The organism is Rhodanobacter sp. GW835-FHT13D09 (assembly GCF_058793995.1).
In genome coordinates, this window is record NZ_JBXAGL010000001.1 from 401,690 (window position 1) to 420,584 (window position 18,895).

The window sequence follows — 18,895 nt, forward strand, 5'->3', positions numbered from 1 at the left end:
CTCTGAAACTGGTGGGTCGTCCGGGACTCGAACCCGGGACCAATAGATTAAAAGTCTACTGCTCTACCAACTGAGCTAACGACCCATCATTGCAAAACTCAAGCGGACAATTTTACGGGCTGGGCAGCAGCGGCACAAGCAAGCGTGCCGGACCTTCAGGCGTAACGCGTGGGATCGACCAGACCGGCCTCGCGGAAACCTTGCGCGCGCAGCCGACAGGCATCGCAATGGCCGCAGGCGCGGCCACCGTCGTCGGCCTGGTAGCAGCTCACCGTGGCCGAGAAATCCACGCCCAGGCGCTGACCCTCGCGCGCGATGTCGGCCTTGCTCATACGCATCAGCGGTGCATGGATACGGATGCCGGCGCCTTCCACGCCGGCCTTGGTAGCGACGTTGGCCAGCTTCTCGAAGGCCTCGATGAAGGCGGGGCGGCAATCCGGGTAGCCCGAGTAGTCGACCGCGTTGACGCCGCACCAGATGTCGCTGGAGCCGAGCACCTCGGCCCAGCCCAGCGCGATCGACAGCATGATAGTGTTGCGCGCCGGTACGTAGGTCACCGGGATGTTGCCGCCGTCGGCAGAGTCCAGCGGCACGTCGATGTCGGCGGTCAGCGCGGAGCCGCCGATGCTGCGCAGGTCGACGCCGACGGTCTTGTGCTCGACCGCGCCGAGCATCCTCGCCACGCGGTCGGATGCGTCCAGCTCCGAGCGGTGGCGCTGGCCGTAGGCCACGCTCAGCGCGTGCACCTGATAACCCTGTTCGCGCGCCAGCGCGATGGTGACGGCCGAATCCATGCCGCCGGAGACGAGCACGACGGCCTTGCGGGGAGAATGGTCAGACATGGTTTGCATCCACACGGGTACGGCCGGTCACCGGCCGGAAGGCGCCGTCGGCGACACCGGCCGGCGCGCGGATTTTCCTGTCGCTCGCGGCAACATGCACTGGTTACCTTCCCGCTGCGTCGTTCCACAACAGCTTGTGCAGCTGCAGCTGGAAGCGCACGGGCAGCTTGTCGGCGATGATCCACTCGGCCAGATCATGCGGCTCCACCGCACCATGTACCGGCGAGAACAGCACCATGCAGCGATCCGCCAGCACATGCCCGGCCAGCATCGCGCGTGCCCATTCGTAGTCGGCACGACTGGCGATGACGATCTTGATCTGGTCGTGCGGCAGCAGGTGGTCGAGGTTCGACCACAGGTTGCGGCCGCTCTCGCCCGAATCCGGCGCCTTCAGGTCCATCACCTTGCGCACGCGCGGATCGACCGCGGAGACATCCAGCGCGCCGGAGGTTTCGAGCGACACCTCGTAGCCGGCATCACACAACTTGCGCAGCAGGATCAGGCAGCGCTTCTGCGCCAGCGGCTCGCCGCCGGTCACGCAGACGTGTTTCGCGCCGTGCGTGGCGACCTCGGCGAGGATATCGTCGATCGCATGCCAGTTGCCGCCGTAGAACGAATATTCGGTATCGCACCAGACGCAGCGCAAGGGGCAGCCGGTGAGGCGCACGAACACGGTGCGCCAGCCGATCGCGTCGGCCTCGCCCTGGATCGAGTGGAAGATCTCGGTGATGCGCAAGCGCTCGACCACCGTCGCCGCAGGCGTACCGGACGCCTCGCGCGCGTCATGGCCGCTCATACCGCCCGCCGCTCAGTTGCCCGACTGCAGTTGCAGGCGCTGCAGGCGTTCCTGGGCCAGGCTGGCCACCTTGGTGCCGGGATACTTGGCGGTGACCTGGGTCAGCGTGGTCCTGGCCGCTGCGGTCTGCTTCAGCTCAAGCTGGCTGTAGCCGACCTTGAGCAGCGCATCGGGCGCCTTCTCGCTCTGCGGAAACTGGCTGAGCAGCCGCTGGAACGATTCCAGCGCGACCGGGTAGTTGGTGGTGGCGTAGTAGGATTCGCCGAGCCAGTACAGCGCGTTCGGCGCCAGCGCATGGTTCGGGTATTGCTGGATGAAGCTGCGGAAATCGCGCGACGCCTCGACGTAGTTGCCCGCACGGATCGCCTTGAAGGCCACGTCGTAGGTCGCCTGGGCCGCCGCGGGGTCGGCCGCGCCCGCGCCCTGATTGCCACCCGCCGGAGCCGGCTGTGCCGCGGCAGCCGGCTTGCCGGCCGCCTGGGCTTGTGGGTTGCCGCCTGCTGCCGCTGCGGCGGCGCCGGCACCAGCACCCTCGATGCGTCCCAACCGGGCGTCGAGATCGGTGTATTGGGCCTTGTTCTTGTCCTCGAGCGTCTGCAACTGGTGCTGCAGCTCCTCGATCTGTCCCTGCAGCTGCTGCACCTGTGCCTGCAACTGCTGCATCTGGTTGACCATGCCGGTGCCGGACTGGTCCTTGTTCTGTGCCTGCTGTTCCAGCCGCGCGACGCGATCGGCGAGGCTCAGCCGCGAGTCCTGCGCGAAGGCCGGGAACGCGAACAGCATGGCGGACGCGATTGCGCCCGCCATGCTGAACCTGGCTGCAAAGCTGTTAGCCAGTCGCTTCATCATTACTGCGCCGTGTAGACGATCTCGACGCGGCGGTTCTTGCTCCAGCAATCCTCGTTGTGCTCACGGCACACCGGCTTTTCCTTGCCATAGCTGATCACTTCCAGCTGGCTGGCCTGGCCGCCATTGCCCTGCAGCGCTTCGGAGACGGCGTTGCCGCGACGCTCGCCGAGGCCCAGGTTGTACTCGCGCGAGCCGCGCTCGTCGGCGTTGCCTTCCAGACGGATGTGCGAGGTCGGGCGATCGCGCAGGTACTTGGCGTGGCACGCCATGATCTGCTGGAACTCCGGCTTGATCTCGGTCTTGTCGAAATCGAAGTACACGACGCGCTGACGCAGGCAGGCATCGGTGTCGAGGTCGGCGGGGGTGTACTTGCCGTCAGAGGCGGGAGCCTGGGTCGGGGCGGTCTGCTCCGGAGCCGGCTGCGGTTTGACTTCCTGCTTCTTGGAGCAAGCGGCCGCGCCTACGCAGAGCAGGGCAACCAGGGCGACGCGAACGGTCTTATTCATGGTGACGTTCCTTACGGGTTGAGTTCCGACTAACGATGACGATCGGGGATAACGGGACAGCTGTCGCCGGTTAACCGGCTGTTATTCTGACACTTGAAAGGTCGATTGTGCGTGACTCTGCACGGTCGCCCTGACTGGCTTTCGACGCGGCAAGGCGCCATAGCCGGAAACCGAAACGCGCCTCGCGGCACCGTTCGGGCCCATTCCCTGGGCATCAGGCTGCCGCACTTTCGCGCAGCAGCCTGGAAAATCAGCGTTGCCGGTATGGTCCCCAGGCCGGTTCGCGCACGTCGCCGTCGGAAAGCACGAGGCGCTGGCGAACCATGCCGTCAGCCGATACGGCATACAGCACGCCGCGACGTCCTTCGGTAGCGGCATACAGCAGCATGCTGGCATTCGGTGCAAAACTCGGGGACTCGTCGATCGGGCCCGGCGAGAGGAACCGCACCTGGTCACCCAGGCTGCGATCCATGATGGCGATACGATACACGTTCCCGTTGCCCTGCACCATGGCGATCTGCTTGCCGTCGTAGCTGACGTCAGCATTCAGGTTGCTCTGCCCCTGGAAGCTGATCCGCTGCGGCGTGCCGCCGCTGGCCGGGATCTGGTAGATCTGCGGCCGGCCGGAACGGTCGGAGGTGAAATAGATGCTCTTGCCGTCGGGCGCCCAGACCGGCTCGGTATCGATCGACAGGCTGTTGGTCAGCCGGGTCTCGTGGCGGCTGGCCAGATCCAGCACGAACAGCTCCAGGTTGCCGACGTAGGACAGCGCCACCGCCAGCTTGCTGCCGTCCGGCGACCACGCCGGCGCACCGTTGATGCCCCGGGGGTGGGATTCCACCAGTTGGCGCGAGCCGGTGGTGATGTCCTGCACGTAGATCGACGAATTGCCGCTCTCGAACGAGACGTAGGCGAGCTTGCGGCCGTCCGGCGACCAGGCCGGCGTCAGCAGCGACTCCTTCGAACGCGCCACCACCTGCGGGTTGTAGCCATCGGAGTCGGCCACGATCAGCGAATAGGTGGTGTGGTTGCCCAGGCCCACTGCGGTGATATACGCGATGCGCGTCCAGAACGCGCCCCGCACGCCGGTGATCTTCTCGTAGATGATGTCCGCGATCTGGTGCGCCACGCCACGCAGGTCGCCCGCCGGCGCCGGCGGCATCTGCTGGTGCAGCAGGCTCTGCTGCTTGTTGACGTCCCACAGTTCGTACTCGACCTGCACCATGCCGTTGCCGGCCTCGGTGATGTTGCCGACCACGATGTAGTCCTGCTTCAGCAGGCGCCAGGTGGCGAACTTGATGTCCGAACCCTTGGACGGGAACTCCACGATGTCGCTCTTGGCCAGCGAGCGGAACTTGCCGGAGCGGTTGAAATCGTTGCGCATCACGTCGGCGACGTCGGTCGACAGCGGCGCGCCGCCGGCCTGCGCGAACGGCACCACCACGATCGGGGTGGCGGTCTTGACGCCGCCGACGATGTCGACGTTCAGCGACTGGGCGGTGGCCGGCCCGGCGAACAACGCCACCGCGGCCAGCAGGATGACGGCAAGGCTTGAGCTGAATTTGCGCATGGTCTTGATCATTGCGGCCTGAAAGTGAAGGTGAGGTTGCGCTGGAACACGCTTTCGAAACCCTTGTACGGCAAGGTCTTGGTGCGCAATACCGCATTTTCGACCGAACGCCGGCCGGCGTCGTCGTACGGACAGCTGGAATCGACGGTAGCGCTCATGACGTCACCACCGGGCGATTGCACGATGTGCACCTGGCACGGAACAGTCGGTATGTTATCCGGCCTTAACCAGTTCGGCGTGACCGCATTCTGAATGGCCGCTGCATATTCGTCGGCGAGGTTGCTGTTCTGGCTGTTGTTGCCGGTCTGGCGCTGCGCCGCGTTGGGCAGGTCGGGGGCACCGTTGTCCTGGGCGTTCTTCAGATCCTCCATCTGCTGCTTGGCCTGCCTGGCCTTGCTGTCGAGCTTGCGCGTCTGCTGCGCCGCCGCATCCATCTTCGCCAGCAGGTCGTCGATCTGCTTCTGCTTTTCCTGCTTCTGCTTGACCGCCTGCGCATCCAGCTCGGCCTGCCGCTGACGCTGCTTCTCCTCCTGCAGCTGCTTCGCTTCCTCGGCCTTCAGCGCAGCCTCCTCCACCACCCGCTCCTGGTCCTTGAGGTCCGGCTGCTTGGGCGGCGGCGGCAGGGTCTTCACCTCCGGCGCCTCGATCTTGGGCGGCGTCGGCGGGGGTACCGTCGGTGGCGGCGGCGTCGAATCGGGTACCGGCTTGACCTTCACCGCCTTCGGCGGCGGGCTGCCGGTGGGGCCGATCAGGGTGGCCTCGATCACCTGCCCCTGCAGTTCCAGCGGCTTCGAGCAGGTGATCGGGTTCATCCACGCCGGCAGGTGCAGCGCGTCGAACACGCTCTCGTAGGTCGAGCACGGCAGCACCGCGAGGAACAGGAACCCCACGATGCCGATGTGCAGGATGGCGGAAAGTACGACCGCCCTCGGCGTCGCCTTACTTTCGTCCATCGGAGGTGCTCTTGCCCTGGCCGGCCGGTTCGCCTGGCTGGCCCATCAGGCCGACCTTGGCCACGCCAGCCTGCTGCAGGTCGGCCAGCACCTTGAACACGCCGCCGTAGCTGCCGCGCTCGTCACCGCCCACCAGCACGCTGACCTCGGGATTTTCGCGCACGAAGGCGCCCACCTTGAGCTTGAGCGCGTCCTCGTCGACCAGCTCCTTCTTCGCCCCGCTCAGGGTCAGGTAGAGCTGGCCGTCCTGCAGCACCGAGACCAGCACCGGATCCTTCTTCTGCTGCAGCGATTTGGCGTTGGCCTGCGGCAGCTGCACGTCGACGCTGGAGTTCATCATCGGCGTGGTGACCATGAAGATGATCAGCAGCACCAGCATCACGTCGATGTACGGCACCACGTTGATTTCGGATTTGAGCTTGTAGCGCCGCTGGCGCCCGGAGGTTCGCATGGCTGCTCTCCGCTCAGGCGACGTCGTCGGTCTGGATCTGCCGCTGCAGCACCGAGGAGAACTCTTCCTGGAACACGTCGTAGCGCGAGGCGATGCGCTCGACCTTGGTGGCGTAGCGGTTGTACGCCCACTGCGCCGGGATCGCCGCGAACAGGCCCATCGCGGTGGCGATCAGTGCCTCGGAGATGTGCGGCGCGACCACCGCGATGGTCACGTCCTTCATCTCGCCCAGGCCCTGAAACGCACCCATGATGCCCCACACCGTGCCGAACAGGCCCACGTACGGGCTGATCGAGCCGACGTTGGCGAGGAATTCCAGGTTGCGCTCGAGCAGGCCGATCTCGCGCGTGCCAGCCACCTGCATGGCGCGCTCGGAGCCCTCGATGACGCTGCGCGTGTCGTGGGTCTTGCGTTGCCGCTGGCGGGCGAATTCGCGGAAGCCTGACTCGAAGATGTTCTCGATGCCGCCGGTGCCGCCGTTGCGGTTGCTGACCTCGCGGAACAGCTGGGCCAGGTCGCCGCCGGACCAGAAGCGCTCCTCGAATTCCTCGGCGTTCTCCATCGCCGCCTTGGTCTGCGAATACTTGCGGATGATGATCACCCAGGACAGGAACGAGAACACCAGCAGCACCAGCAGCACCAGTTTCACTGGCAGGCTCGAATCCGCGATCAGCGTGAAAATGTTCAGTCCACCGTTCATTGCCTGCAGGTTCTCCGCCAGTCGAATTGGGTTGTCTTAAGGTGCGTGTTGCGGGATCAGATCGGCCGGAATCGGCGCCGGCCGCATGCGCTGGAGATCGACGCAGGCCACCCGGACGCTTGCGCGGATCAGGCAGCTGCCGTCGTTCTTCGTGATCGTCTGGGTGAACAGGATACTGGCTGCGCGCCGTTCTTTGACTTCGACCGTTACCGACAGTTCATCATCCAGCAGGGCGGGTCCGAGGAAGTCGATGTGCATGTCGCGCACCATGAAGGCCAGCCCGGTGGCCTGCTTGAATGCCATCTGGTCGACGCCGAGCGCGCGCAACCACTCGCTGCGGGCGCGCTCCATGAAACGCAGGTAGCCGGCGTGGTAGACCACACCGCCGGCGTCGGTGTCTTCCCAGTAGACCCGCACTTTCCAGTGGAAGGGCGGCTTCGGGGCAGCTTCAGGCATCGTCGGTTCCGGCGTCGAACAGGTCGGCGGGCTGCGCCTGCCGCCGCGGCGGGGTCAGCCCCAGGTGGCGCCAGCCCCTGGCGCTGACCATGCGGCCGCGGGCGGTGCGGATCAGGTAGCCCTGCTGGATCAGGTACGGCTCGACCACGTCCTCCAGCGTGCCGCGGTCCTCGCTGAGCGCAGCGGCCAGCGACTCCACCCCGACCGGACCGCCGTCGAAGTTCTCGATGATCAGGCCGAGCAGGCGCCGATCCAGTTCGTCGAAACCCTGCGGGTCGATCTTCAGCATGTCCAGCGCGGCCTGTGCCGCGGCCAGGGTGATTTCGCCGCCGGCGCGCACCTCGGCGTAGTCGCGCACCCGGCGCAGCAGGCGGTTGGCGATGCGCGGCGTGCCGCGCGAGCGGCGGGCGATCTCCTGCGCCCCTTCCGGCGCACAGGCAATGCCCAGGATGCGCGCGGCACGACGCACGATCGCGGTGAGCTCGTCAGCGGTATAGAACTCCAGCCGCTGCACGATGCCGAAGCGGTCGCGCAGCGGTGCGGTGAGCATGCCGGCGCGGGTGGTGGCGCCGATCAGGGTGAACGGCGGCAGATCCAGCTTGATCGAGCGCGCGGCGGGGCCCTCGCCGATCATGATGTCGATCTGGAAATCCTCCATCGCCGGGTACAGCACTTCCTCGACCAGCGGCGACAGGCGATGGATCTCGTCGACGAACAGCACGTCGTTCGCCTCCAGGTTGGTCAGCAGCGCGGCCAGGTCGCCGGCGCGTTCCAGCACCGGGCCGGAGGTGGAGCGCAGGTTGACGCCCAGTTCGTTCGCGATCACGTGGCTGAGCGTGGTCTTGCCCAGACCCGGCGGCCCGAACACCAGCACGTGGTCCAGCGCCCCGCCCCGCTTGCGGGCGGCCTCGATGTAGATCGACAGCTGCTCGCGCACCGCCTGCTGGCCCAGGTACTCATCCAACCGCTTCGGCCGGATGGTGGCTTCCAGCGCCTCGTCGTCGAGCTGGGCGGCGGCGGTGATGATGCGGTGGTCGGTCATGAGGGGATTATGACGGCTTGGACGCTTGATTGGGGCTGAAATCGACAGCAGGAGCGCCCGTGCCCATGAGTCAAAGAAGTGCTTTCCTGCACTTCTTTGGCTCGCCCCGGTCGGGCTTCGCCCGACCGGGGCTCCGCAGGCCGATCGCGTCCGCGACCGGCCTGCGTGCGGCCCATCCGTGGGCCGCGGTGGAGATCTGATCCGCTGCGCGGATCAGATCTCCACCTGCGCGCCCAGCTCGATCAGCCGGTTGCCGGGGATCTGGAAGAACGCGGTGGCCGGCAGCGCGTTGCGTGCCATGAATGCGAACAGCTTGTCGCGCCACAGCGCCATGCCGGGACGGCGGGCGTCGGCCACGATGGTCTCGCGCGACAGGAAGAAAGTGGTATCCATCATGTCGAAACCGAGGCCCTCACGCGAACACTGCGACAGGGCCAGCGGGATGTTCGGATCCTCGGCGAAACCGAAGCGCAGCTCCAGCCCGAAGAAGTTGCCGCCCATCGGGGTGATCTCGATGCGCTCATGGACCTCGGCCACCGGGGTTTCCAGCGTCTCCACCGTCAGCAACACGTTGCGCTCGTGCAGCACCTTGTTGTGCTTGAGGTTGTGCAGCAGCGCATGCGGCACGGCGTGCTGGTTCGCGGTGAGGAAGATCGCCGTGCCCGGCACGCGCAGCGGCGGGTGCTCGGCGATGTTCTCGATGAACGGCGCCAGCGCCAGGCCGCCCTGCTTGATCTCGCGCATCACCAGTTCGCGGCCGCGGCGCCAGGTGGTCATCACGCTGAACAGCACCACGCCCAGCACCAGCGGGAACCAGCCGCCGTGCGCCACCTTCAGCAGGTTGGCGCCGAAGAACGAGAGGTCGATGATCAGGAACAGCACGCCGACCAGCGCCACCGTGAACCAGCTCCAGTGCCAGCGCTTGCGCGCCACCACCAGCGCCAGCGCCGTGGTCACGGTCATCGTGCCGGTCACCGCGATGCCGTAGGCCGCGCCAAGGTTGTCGGAGCTGCGGAAGCCGAGCACCGCCAGGATCACCAGCACCATCAGCATGCGGTTGACCCACGGTACAAATATTTGCCCGGACATCTCGCGCGAGGTGTGCACCACCGCCAGCCGCGGCGAGTAGCCCAGCGTCATCGCCTCGCGGGTCATCGAGAAGGCGCCGGAGATCACCGCCTGCGACGCGATCACCGCGGCCGCAGCGGCGAGCACGATCATCGGGTACAGCAGTGGCTCGGGCACCAGCAGGTAGAACGGACTCTCGATCGCGCGCGGATTGCCCAGCAGCAGCGCGCCCTGGCCGAAGTAGTTCAGCAGCAGCGCCGGCAGCACGAAGAAGAACCAGGCCATCCGGATCGGCTTCTTGCCGAAATGGCCCATGTCGGCGTACAGCGCCTCGGCGCCGGTCAGCGCCAGCACCACGCCGCCGAGCGCGATGAACGAGGTGTTGCCATGGTTGATGAAGAAGCGTATCGCGTGCAGCGGGTTGACCGCGTACAGCACCTGCGGATTAATGATGATCTGGCGCACGCCAAGCACCGCCAGCACCACGAACCACAGCGCCATCACCGGGGCGAATGCCCTCCCCACGCTATGCGTGCCATGCCGCTGCACGGCGAACATGACCAGCAGGATCGCCAGCGCGATCCACACCACGTACTTGTCCAGCCCCGGCGCGGCGACGCCGAGGCCCTCGACCGCGCCAAGCACCGAAATCGCCGGGGTGATCACGCCGTCACCGTAGAACAGCGCGGCGCCGAAGATGCCGAAGCCGGCCAGCACCCAGCGCGCGCGCGCCGAGCCGCTCATCGAGCGCTGCGCCAGCGCCATCAGCGCCATGATGCCGCCCTCGCCCTTGTTGTCCGCGCGCATCACGAAGGTGACGTATTTCAGCGACACCACCACGATCAGCGCCCAGAACACCAGCGACAGCACGCCCAGCACCGCCGACGGCGTCGGCGTCATGCCGTGCGTGCCCAGGGTTTCCTTCATGGTGTACAGCGGACTGGTGCCGATATCGCCGAACACCACGCCGATCGCGCCGAGCGCCAGCGCCCGCAATCGGCGCCGGTTCTCCGCGGGGGTGAGGGATTGAACAGTCTGATGGCTCACGATCAAGCTCCGAGCGCGGCGCGCAGCGCCTTGCGGATGATGGCCTCGGCGCCGTCGCCATCGGCAGCAACCTTCTGCACCAGCCGCGTCACCTCGGCCGGCTTGTAACCCAGCTGCTGCAAGGCCACGGCGGCTTCGCCGGCGGCGTCCAGCGGCGCACCAGCCGTGCGCGGCGCGGCGCCCGGCATGGCGGACAGGCCGTCCACGCGGTCGCGCAGCTCCACCACGATGCGCTCCGCGGTCTTCTTGCCGATGCCGGGGATCTTGGTCAGCGCGACCACGTCGCCGGCCTGCACCAGCCGCGCGAAGTGCTCGGTGGACACGCCGGAGAGCACCGCCAGCGCGATCTTCGCGCCGATCCCGCTGACCTTGAGCAGATTGCGGAACAGCGTGCGCTCGCTCTCGTGCAGAAAGCCGTACAGCGCGACGCTGTCTTCCTTCACGGCGTGATGGGTGAGCAGGACCACTTCCTTGCCGATGCCGGGCAAGTCGTAGATCGTCGACATCGGCGCCTCGACTTCGTAGCCGACGCCCCCCACTTCGACCAGCAGCGACGGCGGCTGCTTGCTTATCAGGATGCCGCGCAAACGTCCGATCACCGGCGGTGTCCCCTTGTCTTCATCATCATCGGCGACGCCTCCAGGCCGTGCGCGGTATGCCGACGCGGGCCAGACTGGCGCGGGTGTGCGCATGGGTCACCGCCACCGCCAGCGCGTCGGCGGCATCGGCCTGCAGCGGCCCCTTGAGGCCGAGCAGCACGCCGATCATGTGCTGTACCTGGGCCTTGTCGCCGCGGCCGCTGCCGACCACGGACTGCTTCACTTCGGTTGCCGCATATTCGTGCACCACGATCCCCTGACTGACCACCGCGCAGATGGCGGCGCCACGCGCCTGCCCGAGCTTCAACGCCGAATCCGGATTGCGCGCCATGAATACGCGCTCGATTCCGCACTCGGCCGGCTGGTGGGTCGCGATGATGTCACACAGTTCGTCAAAGATGCGTTTCAGGCGCAACGGGAACGAGGCCTCACCGGCCACCGCCAGCGCGCCGTGGAACACGTGCACGAGCTTGCCCGCGCCGTCCACGTCGATGATGCCTACGCCGGTGCGCTGGCTACCGGGGTCGATGCCGATGATGCGGGTCATCACGGGTTCGATGCGGAGGCACGCGGCCTGCGGCTTACTCGACAGCCTCGGAGGGCAGCAAGGCGTTGTGCGACACCTCGCTCACGTCGTCCAGCGCGTCGAGCCGCTCAAGCAGGTCCAGCAGCGACTCCAGCGCCTCGGCCGGCACTTCGACGCGGTTGTTCGGGCGCATCACCACGCCGGCGTGCTGCGCGGCCAGGCGCGCGTCGATCAGTGCCTGCTGCACCGTCTCGAAGTTCTCCGGCGAGCACAGCACGATGCTCTCGCCATGCTCGTTGAGCACGTCGTCGGCGCCGGCTTCCAGCGCCGCTTCCAGCACCTTTTCCTCGGCCGCCGCGTCGCCGCCGGTGGCGAACACCAGTTCGCCGCAACGGGTGAACTGGAACGCCACCGAGCCGGAGGTGCCGAGGTTGCCGCCGTGCTTGGCCAGCGCGTGGCGCACGTCGGCCACGGTGCGGGTGGGGTTGTCGGTGAAGCATTCGATGATCAGCGCGATGCCGGCCGGGCCGTAGCCCTCGTAGCGCAGTTCCTGCATGTCGGCGCCGCCATCGGCGCCGGAGCCGCGCTTGATCGCGCGCTCGATGGTGTCCTTGGTCATGTTCGCCGACAGCGCCTTGTCCACTGCCGCGCGCAGGCGCGGGTTGCCGGCCGGATCGGCGACGCCGGCGCGGGTGGCCACCGTGATCTCGCGGATCAGCTTGGTGAACACCTTGGCGCGCTTGGCGTCTTCGGCGTTCTTGCGACCTTCGATGGACGGGCCTCTACCCATGGCGATTCCTGCACGCGGCGATTGGACAAGCCGGCGATTTTACCCGAATTCCACTACCGTGCCGGCCGCCGCCCCCGCCGTGCCGCGACAAGACGCCTCAGTGCGCGGCAGGCGGAAACCGGCCGTGGCGCAGGAATTCCGCCGCGCGCCGGGCCACCTCCGGCGAAAACAGCAGGCCGGTATGGCTGACCTCCACCACGCAATGGTCGGTCAGGCCCGGCAGGCGGGTTTCCGCCACCGCCACGGTGCCGTCGTGCTCGCCCTCGAGATGGCCCAGCACCGCGCCCAGGCCCAGCGGCAGGCGGCCGGCGATCACGCCCACCTCGCGGCTGCCGTCCCAGCGCTCGAAGCCCTGCTCCAGCAGCTCGCGGTTGTGCCCCAGCAAGACTTCGCCGCCCCGCCCCCACGCGGCAAACCCGCGCGCGGCGGCACTCCCCTTCAGTGGCGAACCGAGGCAGACGATGCGCCCTGGCGGCGCTGCACCGCCGAGGCAGACGCGCAGCGCGAGCAGGCCGCCGAGGCTGTGCCCGACCAGGTGCACGGCATCGGCCGCCCCGGCCAGCGCGGCCATCCGCGCCTGCAACCGGTCGAGGATGCGCTGCTGGGTGGCCGCCACGCTGAGGTAGTCGAAGCGATGCACGCGAAAGCCCGCCTCCATCAGCCGGCGGTGCAGCATGGACAGCGCGAAGCCGCGCATCCACAGGCCGTGCAGCAGGATCACATGGTCAGACATGGCGGATCACATCCGACGGGTGGCGAAGAAAACGACAGGCGCGCCCGGCACGGCATCGCCCGGGCGCGGCGGCAGGCTCAGGTGCCTGCCGCCGCGCCATCCAGCACCTGCACGTGCAGCTCCTTCAGCTGCACCGCGGCGATCGGCGACGGCGCATCGGTCATCAGGTCCTGCGCGCTGGTGGTCTTGGGGAAGGCGATCACGTCGCGGATCGACTCGGTGCCGGCCAACAGCGCGGCGATGCGGTCGATGCCGAACGCCAGGCCGCCGTGCGGCGGCGCGCCGAATTTCAGCGCCTTCAGCAGGAAGCCGAACTTCATCTCGGCCTCCTCTGCGCCGATGCCGAGCAGCTCGAACACCGTGCTCTGCATCTCCGGCCGGTGGATGCGGATCGAACCGCCGCCGATCTCGTTGCCGTTCAACACCATGTCGTAGCCGCGGCTGACCGCGTTGTGCGGATCGGCGCGCAGCTGGGCGGCATCATCCACCTTCGGCGCGGTGAACGGATGATGCAGGGCCACGAAGCGCTGTTCCTCGGCGTCGTACTCGAACATCGGGAAGTCGGTGACCCACAGCGGCTTCCAGCTGTCCTCGACCAGGCCGCGGTCCTTGCCGACCTTCAGCCGCAGCGCGCCCATGAAGTCGGTGACGGTTTTCCACGCACCGGCGCCGAAGAACACGATGTCGCCAGTCTGCGCGGCGGTGGCCTTCAGCACGCCGTCCAGCGCCGCGTCGTCGAGGAACTTCGCCACCGGCGAATTGATCCCCTCGCGCCCCTTGGCCAGATCCTCGACCTTGAGCCAGGCCAGCCCCTTCGCGCCGTAACGCGCGGCGTATTCCGCCAGGCCGTCGATGTCCTTGCGCGACAGCGTGCTGCCGCGGGGCACGCGCAGCGCGGCGACGCGGCCGGCAGGGTCGTTGGCCGGCTCGGCGAACACCTTGAACTCGACGTGCTTCAGCGATTCGGCCACGTCGACTAGCTCCAGCGCGATGCGCAGGTCGGGCTTGTCCGAACCGAAGCGGCGCATCGCCTCGGCCCAGGTCATGCGCGGGAACGCGGCGTCGAGCTCGATGCCCTGCACTTCCTTGAACACGTGGCGGATCAGCTCCTCCACGAAATCCTGCACGTCCTTTTCCTCGACGAAGGCGAACTCCAGGTCGAGCTGGGTGAACTCCGGCTGGCGGTCGGCGCGCAGGTCCTCGTCGCGGAAGCAGCGGGCGATCTGGTAGTAACGGTCGAAGCCGGCCACCATCAGGATCTGCTTGAACAGTTGCGGCGACTGCGGCAGCGCGTAGAAATGGCCCGGATGCACGCGGCTGGGCACCAGGTAGTCGCGCGCGCCCTCGGGCGTGGCCTTGGTCAGGATCGGCGTCTCGACATCCTGGAAGCCGCGTGCGTCGAGATAGCGGCGCAGCGCCTGCACCAGCCGGATACGCTTCCTCATCATCGCCTGCATTTCCGGGCGACGCAGGTCGAGGTAGCGGTAGGTCATCCGCAGGTCCTCGTTCGGGTTCTCGTGCAGCGCGAACGGCAGGTCCTTCGCGGCGTTGAGCACCTCGACCGTATCGGCCAGCAACTCGACGGTGCCGGTCTTCAGCTTGTCGTTGACCGACACCCGCGGGCGGATCGTGCCGGTGACGCGCAGGCAGTACTCGTTGCCGATCTCGCCGGCAACGGCGAACGCGGCGGCGTTGTCGCGCTCGACCACCACCTGGGCCAGTCCCTCGTGGTCGCGCAGATCGACGAACGCCACATGGGCCTGCAGGCGGATCTTGTTGACCCAGCCGCACAGAGTGACGGTCCGGCCGATCAGCGACTCGTCGATGAGGCCGCAGTAATGCGTGCGCATGCGTTGGAACTCCGGCGTCGCCGCGGCGACTTCAGGCGTGGAAAAGGCTGCGAAGTTTACCACCGCGGCACAGCGGGCCGCCGCAGCACCGCCGCCGACCGCCCCGGATCCGGGCCTACCAGCGCCGGTCGACCAGGAACTCGCCGCGGCAGCCATGCGCCACCCACACGCCGGCGCGGTTCCAGCCCCAGCTGTAGCCCTCGGTGCAGCGGGCATCGGAAAGCTGCCGCCCCAGCCGTACGCTGCCGTTGCGGCCCACGTCGACCTGGCACATCTGGTACTTCTTCTTGTTGCTGTCGCACTGCAGATCGATCCGGCGATTCCAGCCTGGGCCGGGCCACCAGCCGCCCTCATCTCCGTAGCCACGACCGCGGTCGCGGTCATCGTCGTCGTAACGATCGCCATTGCGGTTGTCGTAACGGTTGTCGTAACGATCGCCATAACCGCCGCGGTCGGCCGGACCGAACAGCCCCCGGCAACCGCGATCGACCCACAGCGTATAGCCATCCATGCCCCAGCTCCGGCCGCGGATGCAGTCGGCTTTCGACTCCTGCTTGTACAGCTCGACGTATGGCCATGGCACGGCGCAGCGCGAGTAATGGCCATCGCTGCTCACGCAACGCACCGGCGCATCCGACTGCGCCCGGACCGGCGGCGCGATCCCGAGCAGGCCGCCCACGAGTCCGGCCATGATGATCCCACCCGCCGATCCGCCGATTGCACCCATCGCCCCGCCTCCTCGATCCCCGCCGGACCCGGCACCACTGCCGGCATCTTCGGGATCAGCATATCCCGCGTCGGAATGCGGGAACCGGCCGAGCGCTCCGCCGGTTCAGCTGGCGCTGTCCCCGGAGCCACCGGGCGCGGGCGCGGCGACCGGTGCGGGCGCCGGAGCAGCCGTGGCGGTGCCGCCGGACTGGCCGCCGTCGCCGGCGAGGTTGTGCTTCTTCTCGCCGTTCTTCTTGAAATCGGTCTCGTACCAGCCGCTGCCGGCCAGTCGGAACGACGGCGCGCTGACCATCCGTCGCAGGTGGGGGGCATCGCAGGCGGGACAGACGACGGGATCGGTATCGGACAACTTCTGCAGGCGGTCGAAGCGATGGCCGCAACTGCCGCATTCGAATTCGTAGATGGGCATGGAAACTCCGGACACGCCGGCCGTCGTGGGCCGGCAACAGGTCATTATCGGGGTGTCCGCGCGGATTTCAACGTGTCCGACGACGCATGGTGGCGCGCGTTGGCGCAGTAGTAGCCTGTGGACCGTGGGCAAACACGACGGTCGCCAGTCCATGCGAAACCTTCGTGCCTGTCCGGGAAAAACACTTTCGACGATTTGTCAATTGGACGTCTATACGTCTATTGACGGGGAAATGCCACACCACTAGTCTGCAGTGATTGCTGCGACGCAGCAGTCGATGAATCCGGAGAGTTACCATGAGCAAACGTTCCAGCCAGACCGTCCTGGCATGGCTTCCTGCTGCGGTGATGCTGGCCCTGGCCGGCAACGTCGCCGCGCAGGAGGCCGCCCAACCCGCGCCGGCCAAGGCCAAGAACCTCAGCGCGGTAATCGTCACCGGCACCCGTTCCGACAGCCGCACCGAAAGCAGTTCGCTGACGCCGATCGACGTGGTCTCGGCCAAAGTGCTGCAGCAGACCGGCACCACCGACCTGCCGACCGCGCTGGCGCGCATCATTCCCTCTCTGAACTTCCCACGCCCCGCGGCCGCCGATACCGCCGACACCCAGCGCCCCGCGCAGTTGCGCGGCCTCTCCCCCGACCAGGTGCTGGTGCTGGTCAACGGCAAGCGCTGGCACCCGGGCGCCATCCTGCTCAACAACGGCGTGATCGGCCGCGGCTCGCAGCCGGTGGATCTCAACACGATCCCGCTGTCGGCCATCGACCACATCGAGGTGCTGCGTGACGGCGCCTCGGCGCAGTACGGCTCCGACGCCATCGCCGGCGTGATCAACGTCATCCTCAAGAAGGGCGCCGCCGGCGGCGAGGTGACGTTGAGCGGCGGCCAGTATTCGGCCGGCGACGGCCGCCAGTGGCAGGGCTCGGCCAACTTCGGCATTCCGCTGAGCGGCGACCGCGGCTGGCTGCGCTTCGCGCTGGAAAGCGGCAACGAGGACCACACCAACCGCGCCGGCCCGGACAACCGCTCGCCGGCATGGGCGGCGCTCGGCGTCAATTTCCGCCAGGGCGATCCCACGGTGCACAGCAACAACCTGTTGCTCAATGCGCAGTACGCCATCGCCCCCGACGTGGAGTTCTACGCCTTCGGCCATTTCGGCAAGCGCAACAGCACCTCGCCCGCGTTCTTCCGCTACGGCACCAACGCGCCGACCCCGAACAACCCGCTCATCGCCGGCGTCTACCCCAACGGCTTCCTGCCGCTGGAAAACGCGGACTCCCGGGATGCATCGCTGGTGGCCGGCCTGCGCGGCACCGTCGACGGCTGGCGCTGGGACGTGAGCGGCAACTACGGCGGCAACCGCGTCCGCTACGAGACGTTCAACAGCCTGAACTACGCCTACCTGCACGACTTCGGCAGCACGCCGACCAGGTTCCGCGACGGCATCCTGAAAGCCAAGCAGCAATCCTTCGACATCGACGTCGCCAAGGATTTCCGTCCCGCCTGGCTGCCCAACCCCCTCACGGTGGCCTTCGGCACCGAGTACCTGCGCCAGACCTACAGCATCGTGGCGGGCGACCTGCCCTCCTGGTACGTGGGCACCTCGGGCAAGTCCGGCGGCGCGCAGGGCTTCGCCGGCTGGCAGCCCGCCAACGCGGTGAACGCCGCCCGTCACGACGTGGCCGAATACCTCGACTTCGAGACCAACCTCACCGACAAGCTCGGCACCTCGCTGGCGGTGCGCCATGAGGACTACTCCGACTTCGGCAGCACCACCTCCGGCGCGCTGTCCGCGCGCTACGACTTCACCGACCGCTTCGCCCTGCGCGGCAGCGCGTCCACCGGCTTCCGTGCGCCATCGCTGGGGCAGGAGTACTTCTCGCAGATCTCGTCGCTGTTCTACGGCGCCGGCGCCCTGCCCGGCCTCCCCGCCGGCATCTACAACCGCGGCCTGGTGCCGGTGGGCAGCCCGATCGCCACCCTGCTGGGCGCCGAAGCGCTGAAGCCGGAGAAGTCGAAGAACTTCACCCTGGGCGCGGTGTGGAACCCGATCGACGCGCTCAACCTGAGCCTGGACCTGTACCAGATCAATATCCGCAACCGCATCGCGCTGTCGGGCGCCATCTCCACCACCACCCCGTCGGTGGTCAGCTACCTGGCGGCCAACGGCATCGGCAACCTCGACTACAGCAGCGTCAGCTACTTCACCAATGCCGCCAACACGCGTACCCGTGGCGTCGACTTCGTGGGCACCTACCTCGCCGACCTGGGCAGCGCCGGCACCCTGACCACCACGCTGAGCGCGAACTACAACCAGAACGAGGTCACCAGCGTCAAACCCAATCCGGCGGTGCTGGGCAACCTCGGCGTCAGCTTCACGCGCCTCAACCGCCAGGACATCAAGGGCTACCTGGCCAACTCCTCGCCGCGCAGCAAGCTGATCCTCGGCGAGCAATACGACATCGGCAACTGGGGCTTCGTCGGCACGTTCACCCGCTACGGGAGCTACACCAGCTACGTGAGCAGCCTGGCCAGCTACAACCCGGCGCGAGGCATCGTCGACCAGACCTTCAGCCCCAAGTGGATCCTCGACCTGGCGGGCAACTACCGCTGGCAGGGCTGGACCTTCACGCTGGGCGCGGACAACGTGCTGAATACCCACCCCGACAAGAACATCCCCAACAACAACAACCACGGCACCCTGCCGTACTCCACCTTCTCGCCGTTCGGCTACAACGGCGCCTACGTCTACGGCAAGGTGGCCTATCGCTGGTAAGCGGCCGCACCGCAAGCCCCCGAAGCCCCGGCCACATGCCGGGGCTTCTTCTTGTGGGCATCGCCGGGCAGATGACGGTCGGGACCGATATTTTCTCTGCCACGCCGCACTCCCATAGACGGATTTCACTGGTGGCGCCAACCGGGCCGGGGGGGGGGGGGGGGGGGGGGGGGGGGGGGGGGGGGGGGGGGGGGGGGGGGGGCGT

At 67.4% G+C, this 18,895-nt stretch carries 19 protein-coding genes and 1 tRNA gene; 1 reads left to right on the forward strand and 19 read right to left on the reverse strand.

From position 1 onward, the window contains the following. Positions 1-9: 9 nt before the first annotated feature. From AC1Q5A_RS01895 to AC1Q5A_RS01985, 19 genes are all read right to left on the reverse strand, one after another. A tRNA-Lys gene (locus AC1Q5A_RS01895) sits at positions 10-85 on the reverse strand. Positions 86-155: 70 nt separating this feature from the next. Further along, positions 156-842, reverse strand: coding sequence for a 7-cyano-7-deazaguanine synthase QueC (gene queC / locus AC1Q5A_RS01900; RefSeq protein ID WP_492697708.1), 687 nt, complete (start codon positions 840-842; stop codon positions 156-158). 103 nt (positions 843-945) lie between these two features. Next, positions 946-1,638 carry a 7-carboxy-7-deazaguanine synthase QueE gene (gene queE, locus AC1Q5A_RS01905; protein WP_492697710.1) on the reverse strand — a complete coding sequence of 231 codons (693 nt, stop codon included), beginning with the start codon at positions 1,636-1,638 and terminating at the stop codon, positions 946-948. A 12-nt stretch (positions 1,639-1,650) separates the two neighbouring features. Further along, entirely contained in the window at positions 1,651-2,487 is an 837-nt protein-coding gene (gene ybgF / locus AC1Q5A_RS01910) for a tol-pal system protein YbgF (RefSeq protein ID WP_492697712.1), read from the reverse strand. Continuing rightward, complete coding sequence (pal, locus tag AC1Q5A_RS01915; RefSeq protein WP_492697714.1) at positions 2,487-2,993, reverse strand: peptidoglycan-associated lipoprotein Pal; 507 nt, start codon at positions 2,991-2,993, stop codon at positions 2,487-2,489. Before pal ends, ybgF begins: the two co-directional genes overlap by 1 nt. Before the next feature lie 250 nt (positions 2,994-3,243). Continuing rightward, complete coding sequence (gene tolB / locus AC1Q5A_RS01920; protein ID WP_492698101.1) at positions 3,244-4,572, reverse strand: Tol-Pal system beta propeller repeat protein TolB; 1,329 nt, start codon at positions 4,570-4,572, stop codon at positions 3,244-3,246. Beyond that, on the reverse strand, positions 4,572-5,516 hold the full coding sequence (tolA, locus tag AC1Q5A_RS01925; RefSeq protein WP_492697716.1) for a cell envelope integrity protein TolA: 945 nt from the start codon (positions 5,514-5,516) through the stop codon (positions 4,572-4,574). The genes tolB and tolA overlap by 1 nt, the downstream gene beginning before the upstream one ends. Continuing rightward, complete coding sequence (gene tolR / locus AC1Q5A_RS01930) at positions 5,503-5,967, reverse strand: protein TolR (protein ID WP_114340573.1); 465 nt, start codon at positions 5,965-5,967, stop codon at positions 5,503-5,505. The genes tolA and tolR overlap by 14 nt, the downstream gene beginning before the upstream one ends. Before the next feature lie 13 nt (positions 5,968-5,980). Continuing rightward, entirely contained in the window at positions 5,981-6,667 is a 687-nt protein-coding gene (gene tolQ / locus AC1Q5A_RS01935) for a protein TolQ (protein WP_492697718.1), read from the reverse strand. A 36-nt stretch (positions 6,668-6,703) separates the two neighbouring features. Then, positions 6,704-7,123 carry a tol-pal system-associated acyl-CoA thioesterase gene (gene ybgC / locus AC1Q5A_RS01940; protein WP_492697720.1) on the reverse strand — a complete coding sequence of 140 codons (420 nt, stop codon included), beginning with the start codon at positions 7,121-7,123 and terminating at the stop codon, positions 6,704-6,706. Beyond that, positions 7,116-8,165, reverse strand: coding sequence for a Holliday junction branch migration DNA helicase RuvB (ruvB, locus tag AC1Q5A_RS01945; protein ID WP_492697722.1), 1,050 nt, complete (start codon positions 8,163-8,165; stop codon positions 7,116-7,118). The genes ybgC and ruvB overlap by 8 nt, the downstream gene beginning before the upstream one ends. Positions 8,166-8,378: 213 nt before the next feature. Beyond that, the gene (locus tag AC1Q5A_RS01950; RefSeq protein ID WP_492697724.1) at positions 8,379-10,280 is read right to left on the reverse strand and encodes a potassium transporter Kup; all 1,902 of its coding nucleotides are present in this window, start codon (positions 10,278-10,280) and stop codon (positions 8,379-8,381) included. 2 nt (positions 10,281-10,282) lie between these two features. Continuing rightward, positions 10,283-10,879: a Holliday junction branch migration protein RuvA gene (gene ruvA / locus AC1Q5A_RS01955; protein WP_492697726.1), complete on the reverse strand. Its 597-nt coding sequence runs from the start codon at positions 10,877-10,879 to the stop codon at positions 10,283-10,285. A 25-nt stretch (positions 10,880-10,904) separates the two neighbouring features. Beyond that, on the reverse strand, positions 10,905-11,426 hold the full coding sequence (gene ruvC, locus AC1Q5A_RS01960) for a crossover junction endodeoxyribonuclease RuvC (RefSeq protein WP_114340578.1): 522 nt from the start codon (positions 11,424-11,426) through the stop codon (positions 10,905-10,907). A gap of 34 nt (positions 11,427-11,460) precedes the next feature. Further along, positions 11,461-12,195, reverse strand: coding sequence for a YebC/PmpR family DNA-binding transcriptional regulator (locus tag AC1Q5A_RS01965; protein WP_492697728.1), 735 nt, complete (start codon positions 12,193-12,195; stop codon positions 11,461-11,463). A 97-nt stretch (positions 12,196-12,292) separates the two neighbouring features. Beyond that, entirely contained in the window at positions 12,293-12,928 is a 636-nt protein-coding gene (locus AC1Q5A_RS01970) for an alpha/beta fold hydrolase (protein WP_492697730.1), read from the reverse strand. Positions 12,929-13,005: 77 nt separating this feature from the next. After that, positions 13,006-14,778 (reverse strand): aspartate--tRNA ligase, encoded by a 1,773-nt coding sequence (gene aspS / locus AC1Q5A_RS01975; protein ID WP_492697732.1) that lies wholly within the window; start codon positions 14,776-14,778, stop codon positions 13,006-13,008. Positions 14,779-14,893: 115 nt separating this feature from the next. Further along, positions 14,894-15,469, reverse strand: a complete 576-nt coding sequence (locus AC1Q5A_RS01980; protein WP_492697734.1) for a DUF3011 domain-containing protein — start codon at positions 15,467-15,469, stop codon at positions 14,894-14,896. 141 nt (positions 15,470-15,610) lie between these two features. After that, positions 15,611-15,916, reverse strand: coding sequence for an FmdB family zinc ribbon protein (locus AC1Q5A_RS01985; protein WP_492697735.1), 306 nt, complete (start codon positions 15,914-15,916; stop codon positions 15,611-15,613). Between the two features lie 296 nt (positions 15,917-16,212). Between AC1Q5A_RS01985 and AC1Q5A_RS01990 the strand changes: the two genes are divergently transcribed. Continuing rightward, complete coding sequence (locus AC1Q5A_RS01990; protein ID WP_492697737.1) at positions 16,213-18,690, forward strand: TonB-dependent receptor plug domain-containing protein; 2,478 nt, start codon at positions 16,213-16,215, stop codon at positions 18,688-18,690. Positions 18,691-18,895: the final 205 nt, after the last annotated feature.